The 18,744-nt window shown below is 59.7% G+C and carries 8 protein-coding genes; 1 reads left to right on the forward strand and 7 read right to left on the reverse strand.

The features are described 5' to 3' along the window. Positions 1-29 precede the first annotated feature (29 nt). From ACP7AJ_RS00320 to ACP7AJ_RS00345, 6 genes are all read right to left on the reverse strand, one after another. Complete coding sequence (locus tag ACP7AJ_RS00320; RefSeq protein WP_426058192.1) at positions 30-1,826, reverse strand: VanZ family protein; 1,797 nt, start codon at positions 1,824-1,826, stop codon at positions 30-32. A gap of 39 nt (positions 1,827-1,865) precedes the next feature. Continuing rightward, a complete protein-coding gene (gene gcvH, locus ACP7AJ_RS00325) occupies positions 1,866-2,246 on the reverse strand; it encodes a glycine cleavage system protein GcvH (RefSeq protein ID WP_092670812.1) in 381 nt (126 codons plus the stop codon). A gap of 153 nt (positions 2,247-2,399) precedes the next feature. Next, positions 2,400-9,935 (reverse strand): cell surface protein SprA, encoded by a 7,536-nt coding sequence (gene sprA, locus ACP7AJ_RS00330; protein WP_426058193.1) that lies wholly within the window; start codon positions 9,933-9,935, stop codon positions 2,400-2,402. A 189-nt stretch (positions 9,936-10,124) separates the two neighbouring features. Next, a complete protein-coding gene (gene ruvA / locus ACP7AJ_RS00335) occupies positions 10,125-10,730 on the reverse strand; it encodes a Holliday junction branch migration protein RuvA (protein ID WP_426058194.1) in 606 nt (201 codons plus the stop codon). A 330-nt stretch (positions 10,731-11,060) separates the two neighbouring features. After that, on the reverse strand, positions 11,061-13,334 hold the full coding sequence (locus ACP7AJ_RS00340; protein WP_426058195.1) for an NADP-dependent malic enzyme: 2,274 nt from the start codon (positions 13,332-13,334) through the stop codon (positions 11,061-11,063). A 217-nt stretch (positions 13,335-13,551) separates the two neighbouring features. Further along, positions 13,552-15,753, reverse strand: a complete 2,202-nt coding sequence (locus ACP7AJ_RS00345; protein WP_426058196.1) for a LysM peptidoglycan-binding domain-containing protein — start codon at positions 15,751-15,753, stop codon at positions 13,552-13,554. A gap of 375 nt (positions 15,754-16,128) precedes the next feature. On the opposite strand from ACP7AJ_RS00345, the gene ACP7AJ_RS00350 reads away from it, so the two are divergent. Next, on the forward strand, positions 16,129-16,380 hold the full coding sequence (locus ACP7AJ_RS00350) for a hypothetical protein (RefSeq protein WP_426058197.1): 252 nt from the start codon (positions 16,129-16,131) through the stop codon (positions 16,378-16,380). A 70-nt stretch (positions 16,381-16,450) separates the two neighbouring features. On the opposite strand, the gene ACP7AJ_RS00355 is transcribed toward ACP7AJ_RS00350, so the two are convergent. Then, positions 16,451-18,385: a glycoside hydrolase family 97 catalytic domain-containing protein gene (locus ACP7AJ_RS00355; protein ID WP_426058198.1), complete on the reverse strand. Its 1,935-nt coding sequence runs from the start codon at positions 18,383-18,385 to the stop codon at positions 16,451-16,453. Positions 18,386-18,744 lie beyond the last annotated feature (359 nt).

The following is an 18,744-nucleotide window of genomic DNA, read 5'->3' on the forward strand; positions in this document are numbered from 1 at the left end:
AGTTGGCTGCAGAGGCTTTTTTATGTCCTTTACTTGGCAGCGTCCATGCCATTAAGGAAGTCGCGCACCAGCCCAAAAGCCCCCGCGAAGCCCGCCAACGACAGTGCCTCAGGGCGGTCATTCACGTCGTGGTAAGCCGTGCTTCCGCCACGCGTGTAGAGGAAGAAAGCGGGTACCCCGGCTTCAGAGAAGGGAAAGTGGTCGGAGTTGGCTGCGCGGCCGCGGGCGGCCAGTTGCGGGAGGTAGTGGTGGGCGTCGTTGAGGGCCACCAAGCGGCGGTAGGGTTCTTCCAGTAGCCGGCCATTGACCACAGTGGCTCCCTGCTCGCCAGTGCCCAGCAAGTCGAGGTTTACTAGGAACTTGATGCGTTGCAGTGGCATCAGCGGGTGGGCCACAAAGTAGCTCGAGCCCACCAGACCCGCTTCCTCGGCCCCAAAGAGTAGGAAGGCTACGGAACAAGCCGGACGATTTTCGGGGCGGGCGTAGTAGGCAGCCAGTTCCAGCAGCAGGGCCACGCCACTGGCATTGTCGTTAGCACCGGGGAAGTACACGTCTTTGCCCATCTGACCGAGATGGTCGTAATGTGCCGTAACAACGAGGAACGAATCGGGCTGCGTGGTGCCGCGAACAACGGCGGCGAGGTTCTGAGTTTGGTAATTGCGCCGGAGTTCCGCGTCGACGGAGGCCGTAAGCCATAGCTTCTCGGGCTCTGACATTGAAGTACCACGGATAATAATTGCCCCCTGTTTTGGTTTGACATGAGACAAAAGCTCTATCTCAATACGGGGGCTTTGCTCGGATGCCAACGAGGCTGTCAGCTTGGGCACGAGCTTCACCCAAGCGGCAGCAGAATTCAGGTGTTGCCGCAGGTTCACGGGCAGCGTGGACAATCGAGTCTGGTCGCGGGCGGTTAGCAGCAGCGCTTGTTGCTTTAGTGGCTGCTCCAACAAACGCTGTTGAGCTACCATATTTTGCAAGGACCCAGCGAAGATGGCTGTGTCCAACCCTACTAACGGCACGTTGGTTATATGACCGCTACCGGAAGTGGCTGTTACGATGTAGTCGCGGCCGGGTTTGAGGGCAGGCAGTTGCCGACGCTTATCACCAAAGGCCATTTTCCAACGCATCACTCTTGGAAACGTATTCACGTCCAGCACAAACGGCTGGGTATAATCGTCCGCCAGCGGCTCCAGCTTCAGTTCTTTGAGCCTGCCGCGCAGGTAAGCCGCAGCCTTTTTATCGCCGTCATTCACGTAGCCGCGCCCGTGCATCTGCGGCGAAGCCAGCTTCTCGATGGTGCGGCGCACCCGCGGCATGTCCTGCGCGTTGACGGGCACCGGTGCAGCGCTAAGAGCAACTGCAGCTCCCACCACCCAGAATACGGCTACCGCTGAGCTTGCCCGGTGCGCATGCCACCTGGCCCACGCAGTCAGCACCCCTACTGCTACTGCCGCTCCGATGGCATCGCTGACAAGGTCGGTCCAGTCGCCGTTGCGGCCCAGGCCCATGGTGTGCTGCAGGACTTCAATCAGGCCCCCAAACAGGGTGCTGCCCACCACCACCACTAGCCCAGCATGCCGGGCCAAACGAGGCCAACGACGCTGCCGCGACAGCGAGAACCAGCTGAGCCCTGCCAAAACGACAAACACGCCCGCATGGGCCGCTGTGTCGAACGACAGCAGCTCCCAAACGGGCGTGATTGGCATTTCCTGGGCAGGTGTGAGCGTGAGCACCAGCACGAGCATGGCCCACAAGATGGGCAGGGCCGCGTAGGGGCGGCGGGGCGGCAGCGTCGGTGTTGGCTTGGGCGTTGGGCGGGTGGGCATGGGCATCTCAACGCACAAGCTAAAGCGTACGCTACGGGTTTAAGCGCCTACCAGCTCGCCGTAGGTTTCGGCCGACAACAGCTCTTCCAGCTCCTCGGGCTTGGCAATGGAGATTTTTACCATCCAGCCGTCGCCATAAGGGTCCGCGTTTACGGTTTCGGGAGCGTCGCCCAGCTTGGCGTTCACTTCCAGCACCGTGCCGGTGATGGGGCTGAACAGGTCAGAAACCGTTTTTACGGCTTCTACAGTGCCAAACACCTCGTGCTGGGCCACCTCTTTGTCAAGCGTATCGATGTCGACGTAGACAATATCGCCGAGCTCTTTCTGAGCGTGGTCGGTGATGCCTACGTAGGCAACATCGCCCTCAACGCGAATCCATTCGTGGTCCTTGGTGTAGTGTAAGGTGGCGGGCAGGTTCATTGGGGAGAATTATGAATGATTTATGAATGATGAGTTCGAGCAGCAACCTCCGGCTCATGCCCAAAAGTAAGTACCAAATACTGGTGCTGGCGAGGTGCGCAGCCCAGCACTGACCACATCAACTCAAAATTCACCATTCCTAAACTTTAGTTTCTACTGCGTGAGGCTGTAGCGCAGCTGTAGGCCGCCCTCGGTCATGGAATTTCGGAAGGCGTTGCTGATGCGCGGTGTGGTAATGGTCTGGCTGTAGTACAGCTGTAGGTTCAGGCGAGTGTTCAACAGGTAATCGATGGTGGGGCGCAGCTGGAAGGTTTTCGAGCCGTTGGTAATCTGCCCTTCGGCACGACCCTCGGGGTTGCCTGTGGAACCAGGCTGCGGGGGGGTACCCACGTCGACTACGTCGAGGATGCTGCGCTGCACGCTGATGTTGTCGCGAATGCTCAAGTCGAGGCGGGCCGTGAGGTTGTTGCGCAACACCCGCTGCTCGCCACCCACTTTGAAGGGCAATTTGAGGCTATTGGTGGCATAGCCCAAGCCCACGATTATCTCGTTGGTGTACAGCTCGGTCACCTGCGAGTTGGTGGTGTTGAGTACCACGGCGCGGTCGGTACGGTATTCAAGGCGGCCAGTGGCCCGGCTCACGGTCTGAAAATTAATGCCGATAAGCGGCGACAAACGCTCGATGATGCTTACCTGCCCCACCACGTAGTACGGCTGCACCTGCCCTCCTCTCACGATGTTAGGATATTGGTTCTCGGGGTTGAAGTCGGGAGCGTATACTGTGGACGTGGTGTAGTTGCCCACGCTGTAAGTCGACGAGTAAGCGTGGTTGAGGGTGAATGACGAGAAAAACCGCTTGATGGCAGGCAAATCGGCAAAGCCGTTGTAGTCGACCCGCCAGTTGGGCAGGGGCAGCATGGCAAACGGATTAAACTTCTTGGCTTCGTAGCCCTCCGAGTCGCGGCCGTGGTAGGCGTCGATAAAGCTTTGCACCAGCACTTCCTGCGAATTAAAGCCGTAGCCGGTGGGGCCGGCATCCGGGTTGGCGTTGGTTAGTTTTTGCCGCACTTTGGCGCGGTTTTCCACGAAGCGGTTGAAGGCCCGCGACGTTTCGCCATTGCGGCCCAAATCGCCAAACAAGGTTTGGATGGTGACCGTGGACGTCTGGAAAGAACCCGTGCCGAGCAGCGGGTTATTGGCTAGCTTCGTGAAGCCGGTGATGGGGTCGCGGAAGGGCAGCAGCGTCACCGAGTCGAGCAGGTTGCGATAGTACACCTCCTGGTTGCGGGCCAGCTGCCGGCGGGCGTCTACTTGAATATTGAAACCGCGGAACGGCTCAAGGGCCGTGCGAAGCGTGAGCGTTTCCGTCAGCAGGGAGCTGAGCGGGGTGTTGAGGAACTCGCTGCGGTCTGTGTACCAGCCGTTGCTGCGGGCGCGGTCGAACAGGTCGGGCAGCTCGTACTGCTTGCCCAGAATGAAGGGCACGCCCGGAGCCGTCAAATCGTTGTCGAGGCCAAAGAGGTGGGTTTTGGGCAGGTAGCCCGGCAGCAGGGTGCCGTCGGTGCGCACGTAAGTGAAGTTGAGCGAGCGGGCCGTCATCAGCGAACGGAGCACGGCTTTCACGAAGCGGTTGGCTTCCTTGGTGGTGTCGGCCGCCGCAGGCTGCTGGCTGGCGTCGGTAGCCCGAGCGCGGTTCTGCAGCTCGGCGCGGGTGGTTTTGGGGCGCGCCGTGGGCGGCGGGGCGTTGTTAATAATGTTGAGGAACCGCACCTTGTTGTAGAGCTTCACCAGGTCGATGCGGCCGTTGGCGCTGATTTCGCGGCTGTTTTGGATGGTGTTGCCCAAGGCCAGCTCTTCGGTCCTGGCATCTTGTTCCTCGTCGCCGGTTGGCACAGGGTTCAGCGGGGCGAGCAGGGCCGTGGAAGCGGCCTGCCAGGTGTAGCTGGCCGAGTAGCGGGTATCAGCGCTTATCCAATCAGTAAGCGGAAACTTGTCGAGCGGCAGGCGGTAGGTGAGGGCTGCTACTTGGTTGAAGTTGGTGGTACGCCCCCCGCGCAGCAGGTTTTGCTGCAGCTCTTTGCGGTTGCGAATCGCCACATCGCTGCCGCCAATGGTGCGGCCTTGGCCTTCGTCGACCACGCCGCGGTTGTTGGCGGTATAGTCAAAAATCAGGCTCTTGGTCAGGTCCCACTTCAGGTCGTAAATCCGGCTGATAAAGAACGATTTCTGAATAATGGGCAGGCCGGCCTGCACGGGCAGGGTGCCAGGCTCGAGCACGCGCTGCAGGAACCGCTCGTTGTAGCGCCGGTCAATATCGGTACGGAAGGAAAAGCGCGAGGGCAGGGGCGTGAAATTTATCTCCTGAAAAATCTTCAGGTAGGGGTTATCCAGCGCTTGCACCTTGCTCAGGGGCGTGTAGTTTTTGGGCGTGGTCTGATACACATAGGCCACGGCGGCGGTGTAGGCCTTGGTGTAGTCGCGCTCGGTGCGAATATCAGTGTGCAGCCGGTCGGTGAGGGAATAGCTCAGGGCCAGGTTCTCAATGTCCCAGGGCTTGGGCGTAGTAGGCACGGCACCGGGCTTGCCGGGGCCCCGCTCCTTGCGCACGTTCAGCAGCGAGATGCTGCGGCTGGTGGTTTGGTCAATGACCTTGTTGCGGTACTCGGCCTGGGCAGCGGTGTTGGTTTCAAATTTCTCGAGGCTCTGGTTGAGCTTGGTATCGGGGTCGAGGGGGTCGTAGAGGGGAGCACGGCTCTCGTGGCCCACCTGCAGCAGCACAGGCACTCGTAGCTGCAGCTGCTCGGGCAAGAACTTCTCGGCGGCCACCGTGGCCTGCAAGTCGCCGCGGAAGGCATCGTCGATGGAGCGTTGCTGCACTTTGTCCTGCAGGCCGCCAAAGCCCACGCTGGTAAAGCTGCCCGTGGCCGTGACGTTGGCCACGTCGGCCATCTTCACGTTGAGGCGGGCAGTGGCCGCGTAGCCGGCCTGCTGCTCAAAGTCGAACACCCGGAATTCATCGGCCCACAAGTTGGCACTCACGCTGTTCACGCTGGGGTCAACTAGGTCGGCCGTGGGGTTTAGCATGCCTATCATCACGCCCTGCACCGCCGAAAAGTCGGGGTTGCCGACCACGGTAATGGTGGCGCCGTTGGGCAGGGTTTTGGTGTACGGAATCTGGTAGGAGCCGCCCCGCTTGTTGCGCTCCGACTTGGCATCAATGAAGTCCTGAAAAGCCACGTCGATGCGGTTGGCCTCGGGCCACACCTGGTCAACGGTAGTTGCGCCGGGCCGGGTCATCACCAGCGGCAGGGAATACTGGTAGAAATTCTGGGTATAGTCAGTGCCGATGCGGATGAAGCCCTGCACCTGCGTCCGACCTTCGCTCACGCTGGGGTCTTCGCTGTCGCCGTGCAGGAACATGCGTAGGCGCTTGTAGCGCAGCATGTTAATGGTCAAGTTTTTATACGCTGCCTTGGCGTAGCCATCGCGCAGGTTCGTGACGGACAGGCGCAGGCTTTGCTCGTTTTGCAGGCGGGCAACGCTGCTGCTGCCGTACTCGCGGTCGCGCAGAATGCCGGGCGGCGATATGTACGGAATGCTGCTTCCCACGGCCAGGCCGTTTTCCTCCACGCTCACCGTCGACACGCTGAACGCATCGGCGTCGGTGAGCGTGCCCACGGGCGGCGTATTGCCCTGGCGGGTGTCCACGATGCGGTAGATGAACCGGCGCCACTGGTTGGCCACAAACTGCGGCTGCACCAGGCGCAGCACCACCGGCTGCTCCCAGCCGGTCATGTACATGCGAAGGAATCGGATGTTCTTGAAACCGAACTCGTCCTGAGCGCCCCGCACGGTGTAGCCCTCCCGAATCGGAATCCGGAACTGGTACCACGTCACTTCATCGCCGCTGGTGCGCTCGTCTTTGTTCGTCACCTTGTCGATGATGAAATTCTGGCCCACTTCGAGGCCACCTGCGCTGGGGCGCAGAGGAATACGGTACTCATAGTAGCGCTCCACATCCTGCACCACGTTGTCGCGGTTCAGGTCTTCTTTGTCCGGGAAAGCCGTCGAGCTGAGCTGGTTGTTTTCGGGGGAGTTGCCCTCGTAGCCGTTGTAGTCTTTGTAGCGGCCCAGCAGCTTGGTGTTAGTCTGGTCGTAGCTGGGGTCGAGGTGATGACGGAAGTTGTCGCCCGAGGGGTCTGGCAGGGAGGTGTAAGGCGTGCCGTATTGAGTTTGGGCCCGCTCACTGTTGTCGTTCACGCCGTCGAGGCCCACGTCTTGACGCTCCCGGGCACCAGGGGCCGCATTAAAGGCATCGGTCAGGAACTGCTGGCGCGTCACGCGACCCCACACTGTGGGGTTGCTGTTGTCGCGTATTTCCTGGGGGTTGTCGGTGGTGGGCAGGCCGTTCTCAAATTCGTGCTGGTTGTCGTTTTTCAGCACGTCTTCGCTCACGTTGCCCAGGTTGATGAGCAGCTCACCGCCGGTGGTGTTGACCACGTCGTTGCCGTCCTGGTCGGTCACACTCACCCGCGCGTTGGGCGCGTTGGGGTTGGTCACCTTCAGGAAGGGGTCCATCATCCAAAACTCGAGATACTCGATGTTGGAGTTGTCAAAGTCGGTATCGAAGGTGATGGCCCGGCTGATGCCGCCAAACTTGTCCTGTGGCAGCTCGGCGCCGGCGAACCGCTTACCGGCGGCGTCGATGTTAGGGTTATAGTTGTAAGGCCCCCGCTCGCTGGGGAAATAAGCCATGTCGAACGTGTACTCGTAGCCGTTGCCGGTGGCCCCTAGGTCCTTATTGGGGAATACTTCGTCGCGCTTGATGCCACGAACGTAATGGTTAGACAAGTCGCCAGCCCCGATGTTACCGGGTACGTTGGGCCCGCCAGTGTAGTAGCTCTGGTCGATGGTGTACCAGGCCAGCTTGGCGCGTTGAAAGTTGGAGCGTAGGCCCTGAACCGTGCTGCCGGCAATGGGCAGGGGCGTAGCCGCTAGGCGCCAAGCCGGAATAGAAGCCAAGCCACCCAAGGTGTAAGGTGTGCGCGCATTCTCGAAATCGTCGATGTACGACACCCCATTTTCGCCGTTGCCCAGCCGCGAGCGGCCCGGGAGCAGCTTGGCAAATTCGCCGCTGAAGGCAATGGTAGAAATCTCCTTGGTCGAGACAAACGGGAGCATGTCGAGGTATTTGGTGAGCACCCGGCTGTCTTTGCGAATGCCCCCATCTAGCCCCACAATGGTGTTGTTGCCGGGCTCGTCGCCGATGTTCACGCGGTTGATGCCCGGGGCCTGACGTTCGAGCAGATGCAGAGCCGTGCCGCCAATGTTCACATCCTTGTTCAGCCGGTAGTCGAGGCGCACACCCAACATCTGGCGCGGCTGCACCTGCACCAGAGCATTTTTCTCAAACTCCACCCGCAGCTCGTTGGCCGAGTTCAGGTAAGCCGGATTCAGAATTTTGACCTTGGCCTGGTCATAAAATACCTGGTAGTCAACACCCTCGGTGAGCAGCGTCGAGCCCGACCGCACCCGCACCGAGCCCTGCGCAATGCCAATGCCTGGCAGGTTGATTTCGTCGGAGCCGGCGCCGCCCTGGAAGCGGCCGCGCAGGAAAAACTTGTCCTTTTCCTGCCGCTGCTGGGCGTCGCTCTGGGTCTGGGTGTACAGCTCATTGTACACGTATTTCTCAATCAGGTCGGTTTCGCTGGGGTCGAACTGTGCCCGCAGGTAGGAGCCAAATGGCTCAACGTTTGGGAAGATGACTTTGCCCAGCTCCGGGTCGATGGTGACGCCGGGGAAAAAGTCGAAGTTGCCGTCCGGGTTGCGGTCGTTGTTGGGGTTTACGTTGTCGAGGTTCAGCACCTCAATGATGGGGCGGTTAGCAATGCGGGCGCCTTCCTTCAGCGAAATCAGGTCGACGCCGGTTTCGTCGTCCTTGTAAATGAGCTGTAACTGAAAATTGTCGCGCTGCAGCTGCGAAGCGTTCAGGGGATAGATGTTTTTCATCATCAAGTCCCAGGTCGGCGTGTTGCGCGTCTGCAGGTTTGGGTTTTGCGGGTTTCTGCTAGGGTCGGCCACGCCCACGCCGGGGTTGCTGGCCCGCAGCATTTTCAGGAATACCACCTCGTCGGGCCGCCGGTTACCGTACAATTCCTGCGTTTCCCCCACCTGATAGGTCTGGCCATTGAAGAGGTACTGGTAGCTCACGCCCAGCACCTGGTCGGGCAGCAGGGCCGTGTTCAGCGACACGTAGCCGAGCTGCGGGTTGAAGGTGTATTCGCGCGGGTCAAGCTTGCGGGCTCGCACGCGCTCAAAGTCAATGTTCTTGCTGAGACCCTGTCCATTTTGCAAGACATCATCTACACCAAGGTTGTCGCGGGCGGACGGGGTGTTAATGAGGGTTTGATACAGCGAGTTAGCACTGTTTTTGGCCGGCACCTGCTGGGTGGGGCTGCCCAGCCGGTACTTGTCCTGGTAGAGCCGAAGAGGCTCGGCTAGGTCCATCAGCGTCACCACGTTGCGCAGGTTCTCCGTGGTGCGGTTGTCGTTGGTTACGTATACCTCCAGGCGGGTAATGGTCACGCCGCTCTGAATGGTGGGCAGGTTGCGCAACGCCTGGTCGTAGCGCTCGCGAAAGAAGTGCGACAAAAAGAAGTGCCGGTCGCGCTCGTACTGGCTGGCCTTGATTTCGTACTGCCGGCTCTGCGCACCGTTCTGAATGCGGATTTCGTCGGCCGTGCCGCGCACGGTAGCGGCCACCGCCGTCACACCCAGCTTGCCAAACTGTAGCTGGGTTTTCATGCCAAACAGGTTTTGCCCACCCTGCACCAGGGAGTTGGTGAGAGGCAGGCTCACGTTGCCCAAGTCCACTTTGCGAATAATGTCCGTCTCCTCGCCCGCATAGTCGAACCGCATCTGGTTGTCGAAGTCGAAGGAGGCCTTGGTGTCGTAGTTGAACACCAGCTTGAGTTTGGTGCCAATGGCACCGGTCAGGTTGACGTTGATGTTCTGCTCGAATAGGAAGTCGCCTACGCTTTGCTGGCGCAGGGTCAGGGCCGGGTTTTCGTTGCGGTTGTGGCGCCAGCCAAACTTGAGCGTGACCGAGCCCGCCGGCCGGATGTCGACGTAGCTGCCCCCAAAAATGCGATTGGCCACGGGGCCCAGGTAAATTTTGGGGATGAGGCGCTGGGCCTGCGGAGTGCCCGCCGCGGCCGCTGGCCCGGTCACGCCGCCTTTGGCCTTGTCGCGGTAGTACCCCCGAACGGCCTCGCGACGCTGAAACTCCGCGTACTGCTCGTAGGTGAGCACGCTGGGGTCGCGGTAGTCAATATCGGCTCCTACTTTCTCCTTAACGTCGAATTGCTTGAGACTGTCGTCAACCGCAACGTCGAGTTTCACGTTATTAGGCAGCGGCAGCACCAGCGGCGACTCGCGGCGGCGCACGCCAAATGGGCTACCGGGCCGGTCCTGGGCCCGCACCCGCGGCCGGCGGCTGGGCTTATAAGGGCCCAGGGTATCGGCCACGGCCCCCACCGGCTGGGGCGTGTCGATGGCCAGCACGCGGCTGGCCTGCAGCCATGCGCCGGTCAGGCGCGTGCCTACCAGAGGAGAGGCCTGGGCCCACCATGCCAGCAGAGACGCGACTGCAACAACCGACGCTGGGAGTAATTTCTGACCGGATTTCAAGCAGCTAAGCGGATAGTGGCGCTTGCCCCATGGTTCGCATTGGGCAAGGCATTCTGTATAAAATAAGCCAATGGCGCCTGGCCATTAGTGGTCAGAAATCGAGTAGCTGCCTACTAGCCGGCCCTTTTGTGCCGACACTTGTGTAAGGTAACCCTGAGACGGCGAAAACCCGAGAATTTTCGCCGCAACTCAATGCGACTTCAAAGCAAATTTAATCAATTCCTCCACGCTTAGCTCCCCGCCGTGCTTCTGCTGAATCTGGTCTAGCTGCTTTTCGGCGGCGGCCCGCGCAAAGCCTAGGGTAACCAAGGCTTGCAACGCCTCCGAGCGGCGCGTATTGTGTTGGCGAGCCAAAGGAACAGTGTCCACGCCGGCTTTCGCCAGCAGCTCGTCTTTGCGCAGCTTGTCTTTTAGCTCCAGTATAACGCGCTGGGCCGTCTTGGGGCCCACACCTTTAATGCTCTGGATGGCCCGCACGTTTTCGTTCACGATGGCTTCGCGAATCTCGCCCACGCTCATGCTGCTCACCATCACAATGCCCGTGCCCGGCCCGATACCCGACACCGAAATGAGCTGCATAAACAGGGCCTTTTCGCTCGGGTCAAGGAAACCGTATAGGGTCTGCCCGTCTTCCTTGATGTGCTGGTAGGTGTAAATTTTTGTGGCTGCCCCCTCGGCGGGCAATTTGGAGTAGGTAGCGAGCGAAATACGAACTTCGTAGCCCACCCCAAGGATGTCGACAATGGCTTGAGTAGCGTCTTTGTAAGCGAGTTTACCGTCTAGATAGGCAATCATGCAGGGAATTGATAAAAGCGAGGCAGGCGCCAGTCCGTCAGGATGCAAGCAGCTCTGAAATATCGCCCGAAGTACTGACAAAAAGCCGGAACCGGCTGGCTTACTCAACAGTAGACCCGCCCGTTTCTATCCCAAATCTACTGGCTTTTTGACCAAATAAATTGGCTAAAAAAAGGAAACATCGCCCCCATGCGCTTGCACAAGGGCGATGTTTCCTTTTCCTTAGTTTGGCTGTCTTGGTCCGGCTATGGGGCTTGCCAAGCGTGTTGCGCCGTGGCCTTTTTGCTGCCGATGTAGGCATGCACTAACTCTCCCTAGCCAGTATGCCGGCTACAGCGCTAAGCTGCCCTCTTGCTGGGCATCTACCACGGCAATGGATGCCATGTTCACAATCTCGCGAACGCTGGCGCCCAGCTGCAGAATGTGCACCGGTTTACGCATGCCCATAAGCACCGGCCCAATTACCTCGGCTCCGCCAATTTCCTGCAGCACTTTGTAGGCAATGTTGCCCGACTCCACGTTCGGGAAAATGAGGGTGTTTGCCCCCTTCTCCGCCAGCGGGCTGAAACCGTAGTGGTCCTGCAGCAGTTGCGGACTCAGGGCCACGTTGGCCTGCATCTCGCCGTCAATCAACAGGTTAGGAAAACGGGCTTTGGCCAGCTCCGTGGCCCGGCGGGTTTTCTCGGGCAGCGGTCCGGCGTTCGAGCCGAAGTTGGAGTAGCTAATAACAGCCATGCGTGGCTCGGTGTCGAAGAAGCGCACCGCCCGGGCCGTGAGGCCGATAATCTCCACCATCTCCTCAGCCGTGGGGTTGATATTCACCGTAGTATCGGCAAAGAAATACGGGCCTTTCTTGTGCTGAATGATGTACATGGAAGCCACGCGCCGCACGCCTTCCTCGGTGCCAATAACCTGCAGCGAGGGAATAATGCTCTTGCCATAGTCCTTGGTGAGGCCGGTGATGCAGGCATCGGCCTCGCCGGTTTCCACCATCATGGCGGCGAAGTAGTTGCGCTCGCGCATCAGGCGGCGGCCTTCGTAGAGCGTCATGCCGCGCCGCTGCCGCTTCTCGTACAAAATGGCTGCGTACTCGGCCCGCTTCTCGTCCTGCTTCAGAATGTTGATAATCTGGCAGCCCTCCAGGTCCAGGCTGTTGGCCCGGGCAATGGTTTCGATGGTTTCCTGCGGCCCCAGCAGAATGGGGATGGCAATGCCCTCGTCGCGCAGAATCTGAGCGGCTTTCAGGATTTTGTAGTTGTCAGCTTCCGCAAACACCACCCGCTTGGGGTTGGCCTTGGCGGCCGAGGTAATGCGGTTCATCAGTTTCTGGTTCACGCCCATGCGGGCGCGGAGCTGGTCTTCGTAGGCGGCCCAGTCCGAGATGGGCAGGCGGGCCACGCCGCTTTCCATGGCCGCCCGCGCCACGGCGGGGCTAATGGTGGTGATGAGACGCGGGTCGAGCGGCTTGGGAATAAGATAAGTAGGGCCAAAGGCCAGCGTGTTATCACCGTAGGCCTTGTTCACTATTTCGGGGACGGCCTCTTTGCTGAGCTGGGCCAGCGCGTGCACGGCGGCCAGCTTCATGGCCTCGTTGATTTCGGTGGCGCGCACGTCCATGGCGCCCCGGAAAATGTAGGGGAAACCCAGCACGTTGTTGACCTGGTTGGGATGGTCGGAGCGGCCGGTGGCCATAATCAGGTCGCCGCGGGTGCTGGTAGCCAGCTCGTAGCTGATTTCTGGCTCGGGGTTGGCCAGAGCAAACACAATGGGGCTATCGGCCATGTGCAGTAGCAGGCCAGCCGGCAGCACCTTGGCCGCCGAAAGGCCCAGGAACACGTCGGCGCCTTCCATGGCCTCGGCCAGCGTGGTAATGTTGCGGGTGGTGGCAAACTGCATCTGCAGGGGGTCGAGGTCGGTGCGGGCCTCGTTGATGATGCCGTCTTTGTCGAACACCACGACGTTTTCCTTGTTCAGGCCCAACGCCACGTACAGTCGCAGGCAGGAAATAGCCGCCGCGCCTGCCCCGCTCACCACCATTTTAATCTGGTCGATGCGCTTCGCTACCACTTCCAGGGCATTAAGCAGGGCCGCCGAGGAAATAATGGCCGTGCCGTGTTGGTCGTCGTGCATCAACGGGATGTTCATCTTATCCCGCAGTTCGGTTTCAATCCGGAAGCATTCGGGCGCCTTGATGTCCTCCAGGTTGATGCCGCCAAACGTGGGCTCCAGCGACTTCACGATGCGAATAAACTCGTCGGGGTCGGTGGCGTCAATTTCAATGTCGAAACAGTCGAGGCCCGCAAATTTTTTAAACAGCACGCCCTTGCCTTCCATTACCGGCTTGCTGGCAGCAGGGCCGATGTTGCCCAGGCCTAGCACGGCAGTACCGTTGGTAATCACAGCCACCAAATTGCCCTTGGCCGTGTACTTATACACGTCGTCGGGGTTGGCGGCAATCTCCTTGCAGGGCTCGGCTACGCCGGGCGAGTAGGCCAGCGCCAGGTCGAGCTGCGTGCTCATGGGCTTGGTAGGCACTACTTCCAGCTTGCCCGCCGGCTCCTGCGAGTGGTAATTGAGGGCGTCCTGTTTGTTTATTTTCAGCATCGGAATTATCAGAAATTGAAACGGCCGCGCGGGCAGCGCGGCCGTGTAGGGCGAAATTAGCGGGAAATACGCAGCATGGCCGCGTTTATTTTGTAGCTGCCGCTGAGCCAAGCTATTAAGCTTTTGTGTTGCGGAGAATGGCCAACGCCTTGGTCTTTAACCCAAGCAGCTATCACTGGCTTGGCCTCGGGGCGGGCTGCAGCCGGTTTGGAGAGCTCTAGCTTTGCGGCACCAGCAGCTTCTGGCCCAGCTTCACCTCATCCGAAGTAAGGTTGTTGAGCTCCCGCAGCACTTTCACGCTCACGCCAAAACGACGCGAAATGTTGAACAGCGTGTCGCCCCGCTGCACCATGTGAAACTTGGACGGCTCCAGCCGCTTGTTGAGGGCCGGACGGGCTGTTGAGACGGGGGCAGCCGCAATCTTAGCTACCAATTTAGCTGCCGATTTTGACTGCCTAACAGGAGTTTCTGCTGCCTCGTCTTCAACAGGTGCCCGCAGCACCAGGCGCTGGCCGGGCGTTACCGTTTCCGACTGCAACTCGTTCCACTCCACCAGTTGCGCCACCGTCACGTTGTGCTCGCGGGCCAGCTTGTTGAGGTAATCCCCTCTGCGCACCGTATAAGTCACGACGGCAGCAGTCTCTTCGGCAGGCGCGACTGCTTCTGGAGCAGCCTCCGGAGTTGCGGCTGCCAGTGCTTTGTCGTCGCCTTTCTTGGCCTCGGCAGCTTGGGCCTGCGCTAGGCGCCGGGCTTCGGCACGAGCTTCTGCCCGAACTTTCACTTCGGCGGCAGCTTGCTGAATGGCTTGCCGCTGCCGGATGGCTACAAGGCGTGCCTCCTGGGCTTTTTCCTGGCGGGCTACTTCCTGTAGCCGGGCCACCTCTCGGGCATTAGCGTCAGCCTGGGCTTGCCGGGCGGCGGCTATCTCCGGCGATACCACCGCACGACGCGCCACGGCAATAGCCTCGGGCACAGCCGCCGCTACCACTGGCGCGGCAGGCCTGCTGGGCGCCGCGGCCGGCACGGGCACAAATACAACCAGTTCCCGGCCCGGCTTTAGCGGCCGGCCCTTGGGCAGTTCGTTCCAGCGGCGCAACTGGGCCTGGCTCACCTCAAATCGTTCGGCCAGACTGGCCAGGGTTTCGCCCCGGCGCACTTTGTGCGGCACTTTGCGAAAGCGCGGCGCCGAGGTTTCGGTGTGGGCACGCGGCCCTTCAGTAGCCGCCAGCATTTGCCGGCTCACCCAGGGGTCTACGCCTTCAAGGCGAGGCGGCAGCACGGGCAGGGGTTGCGGCAATTCCGTGAGCGGCTGGCAATACGCGAGCAGCGTAGCCCGGTCTACCCCGCTTAGGTTGACGGAGGCCGCGGCGGGGTAGCGGATGATATAAGGCCGGTAGCCGGCGGGCAGCGCCGCCCGCCGCAGCTCCGGGTTGAACCGCGTGAGATACAAGGAATCCTCGAAGCCGCAGGCCTGGCTTAGCCGGCGCAAATCGAACGCTTGGCCGCGCAGGCCCAGCGTATCCACGGGCTCGGCGTATTGGTAGTTAAGGCTTTCGGTGCGTAAGCCGTGGGCTTCGGCGTATTTCATGCTGTACATGATGGCCGTGAAGGTGGGCACGTAGTTGCGCGTCTCGGCCGGCATGTGGGGGTATAGGTCCCAGAAGTTGGTTTTGCCGGTCCGGCGCATGGTGCGCTGCACGCTGCCCGCCCCCCAGTTGTAGGCGGCCAACACCAGCTCCCAGTCGTGGAAGATGCCATAGAGGTAGCGCAGGTGCTTGCAAGCTGCCTCGGTCGCTTTTTCGGGGTGCATGCGCTCGTCCACCCAATCGTCGCGCAGCAGGCGCAGGTCGCCGGCGGTGGGCCCCATGAATTGCCAGAGGCCGGTAGCACCCACGCGTGATTTGGCCGTCGGAATCAGAGCCGACTCTACCACAGCCAGGTACTTCAAATCGATGGGCAGGTTATACTGCGCCAAGTATTTCTCAAAAATCGGGAAGTAGAAGTTCTCACGTTCCAGCACGCGCTGCATGTAGCTGCGGTTGCGGGCTGTGAACAAAGTCACGAAGGCCATCACCGAATTATTGAACTGGTGCGGCACGTCGGTTTCAAAGCAGCTCACCCGGTCGCAAACAAGGTCGCGCAGGGTGGGCGGGGTGCGCAGCCACTCCAGGCGGGCCGAGTCGATGGTGGCAGGGTTAACGGGCACGGCCACCAGGGAGTCCGGCTGTAGCTCCAGGTTCACCTGCACGGTATCGCCCAGCAGAGCGGGCATTGTGGGGCTTACTGGTTCAACGGCGCGGTGCTTGCGCCCCCGCTGGGCCATCGTATCTGTTGTTTTCAACAATAGCCAAGGCAGCACCAGCATCAGCCACAGGTGGCTGCCTCGGATGGTTTTTGTTCGCTTAATCCCTTGCTTCATAGCACTAAGATAGGGCAAGGGTAAAGAACTTGTATAGGTAGCGCCCAACGTTTTTTTGTGGCAACCACTGAGGAAACCACCAGTCGGTATACCAAAACCGGCTCTGATTGCAAAGGGAGCCAACTACTTGCCCCAGGAGTGCAAACAGCCTGAGAAGTAAAAAACAAAGACCAGAACTGCACGAGCCATTGCGGCTGAGGCACCTGCTTTGTTGCTGGTTTCCGCCCCCTCCGCATGGTTGAAGGGAGTTTCTTACCCCAGCCCGGCAAAATTTTAAGTCAACCTGCCAAGTGTGTCAGCGGCGGTTTAGGCCTGGGGGTACAACTTTGGAAGCCCATAATCAGTTGAATGCAGTCACCATCTAAGTTCTCTTCCATGCAAATTACTCATGCCGTCCGGGGGCTACTCATAGCGGGCGGCGCATGGCTGGCGGCCTGCAATGGCCCGGCAGCCCAGTCGCCAGTAGAGGGCGATGCACCAGCGTCTGCTGCCACACCCACCGTAATGCCCGATAGCACCCGCAAGGGCCAGTCTTCGAGCGGCCCCGTTCCTTTCGTGAACCCGACGAAAGCAGGCCGGTTATTTGGCCCACAAACGCCCTCACCACCGGCAAGCCGCAACCGCTAACCAGCTCGCACCCTGCGGCACAGACAAAGCCCCTGTTCACGCCGGCCAATAGCGCACCTCGTGCTGAAGCCTAATCCAACTCTAGCACAAACCCGCCCCTGGCCTTCAGTGGCAATGTGAGCGTGGTGCCGCTGACGCGCCGGGTGCTGAAGTTGCGGGCAGTGCTCCCCTCCGTGATAAGCGTACCGCCGGTGGCTCCCAGCTTCGAAAGGTCCAGGGTTATGGTCTTGTCGACGGCGTTACCGTTGATGCCGGCCACGTACCATTTGCCCTTTGTCTGACGGGCCACCACGGCGAATTCCCCGGGGAAGCCATCCAGGAACTTCACGTCGTCCCAGCGGGCCGGCAGGTTACGCAGAAAGTTAACCACGTAGGGCGGCGGCTGGGCCATTCCTTCCGGCACTTCCACGTAGTGCTGAATTCCTGATTGAAACACCACCGAGAGCGCCAGCTCAAAGCCGTTGGTGGTAACGCGCTTGCGGTTGGGGATTTCTGAAAAGCAGACCGGCGTAAAATCCATGGGCCCTACGGCGTTGCGCGTAAACGGCAACACCGCACAGTGCGAGGGCTCTTGGTCGGTATTGGCTTGGTCGAAGGTCAGAAACTCAAAGCCGCGCACGGCTTCCATGGTCATCAGGTGGGGGTAGGTGCGCGTCCAGCCCCGGGGCAGGGTGGTGCCGTGAAAGTTCACCAGCAGCTTGGCCTGGGCCGCATCATCGAGCAGGTCTTGGTAATAGCCCATCATCGACTGACCGTCGCCGCCGAAGAAATCAATTTTGACTCCCTTGATGCCCATCTGCTGCAAGCGAGCGAATTCCTTTTTGCGGCTGACTGGGTCAAACAGCACATTCGTGGGAGTTTGGGGTGCTTTGTTCCAACTGCCGTTCGAGTTGTACCAGAGCAGCAAGTCCACGTTTTTAGTGCGGGCATAAGTCGCCAACTCAGCCACCCGCTCGTACCCTATTTGCGTGTCCCACAAGGCATCAATCAAGCAGTAGCGCCACTTCATATCCGCCGCATAGTTAATGAAGCGCTTCTGCACTTCGTACACAGTGGCCTTGTCTTGCAGCAGCGCCCAGCTCCAGGCCGCTTTGCCTGGCTGAACAAACGCCGTCTCACGAATTTTGGAGGGTGCACTCAGGTCCGTTGTCAACGTCGACTCGACGATAGTACCTAAGCTCTGGCCCAGCACAATGACCCGCCAAGGCGTCTGCAAAGGCCCCGTCGACTCAGGCAAGACCGGGGCAGTGGGCGTGGTGCCCTCCTGAGCCTGGGCCAGGGCTACGCCATATTCGCCATCGGGTGCCAGGTGCGCCAGGTGGGTGCCACAATAGCTCCGTCCCATGTCAGCCTCAGTCAGCAGCACCCAGTTTCCGCCCGCTTGGAAAAGAGCGGGAAACGACCAGCCCTGCCCCAACGTGGAGGGCGTGCCGGCGGCAATACCCAGTTGGTAATACTCCTCGTACGAAGGCTGCGTATTGGCCCAGCCCGTTTGGGCCACCGCGTGCGGATGCAACCAGCCCCGAGCAGCCACGGGCAAGTGAAAAGTCGTGCTCTCGCTCAGCACCCGCTGCATCTCTTTCGACTTGCCCGGTAACAGGTAGCGAAACGCCACCCCGTCGTTAGACACCTGAAAGACTATGGTGATTTTGCGCCCCCTGCTGCCAGCAAATGCCAGCTCACGCCGGTTGGCCTCATAGCGGCAGTTCGCCCGTTTGTCGTTCGTAAGGGTATAGGCATCGGTCAGAAGCCGGGCTTTGCCCGCGCTGGTCAGCGCAAGCCCCTGTGTATAATCAGCCCCAGCCAACTGCAGCCCCAGCCGGGAAGTTTGGATTACTTCCGCGTTGTTATAGGCAATGGAGTAAACCGGTGTGCCCTGGTCTGTGACGCTGACCGTCACCTTCACAGCCCCATCGGGGCTGTGAATAACGATGGGCGCCGATGGACCGGCCCAGGCCAACATACCAGTGAGAATGAAAATGAGGGTAAATGAAGCTTTCAGCATGAAAATAGAAGGCAGAAATTCTTAGTTAAGAACGAAAGTTTATTAGCCAAGCCATGAGACGGCATGTTCAGAACTTTCAGCGTGGGCTTTACTCAGTCAAGCTCACGCTTCTTACCAATCAACTCAGCGTTATATAGTGTAACAGAGAAAGCGAAAAGGCATTAAATTGGTTGATTATAAATCTATCAGCCATCAGACTACCCGTAAGCAACCAGAAATAGCGGTGAGGTAAATTATTATACCCTCCTCCTCAAACACAAGCCCCTGACCTATCTAAATGTGGAGCAACTACTCGCAAAGCAATTGCTGTTTTGTACACAAACGGTTGTGCATTTTATTCTAACCATTCCAATAAGGAA

It is taken from the genome of Hymenobacter sp. B1770, assembly GCF_049896385.1.
Taxonomy (GTDB): Bacteria; Bacteroidota; Bacteroidia; order Cytophagales; family Hymenobacteraceae; genus Hymenobacter.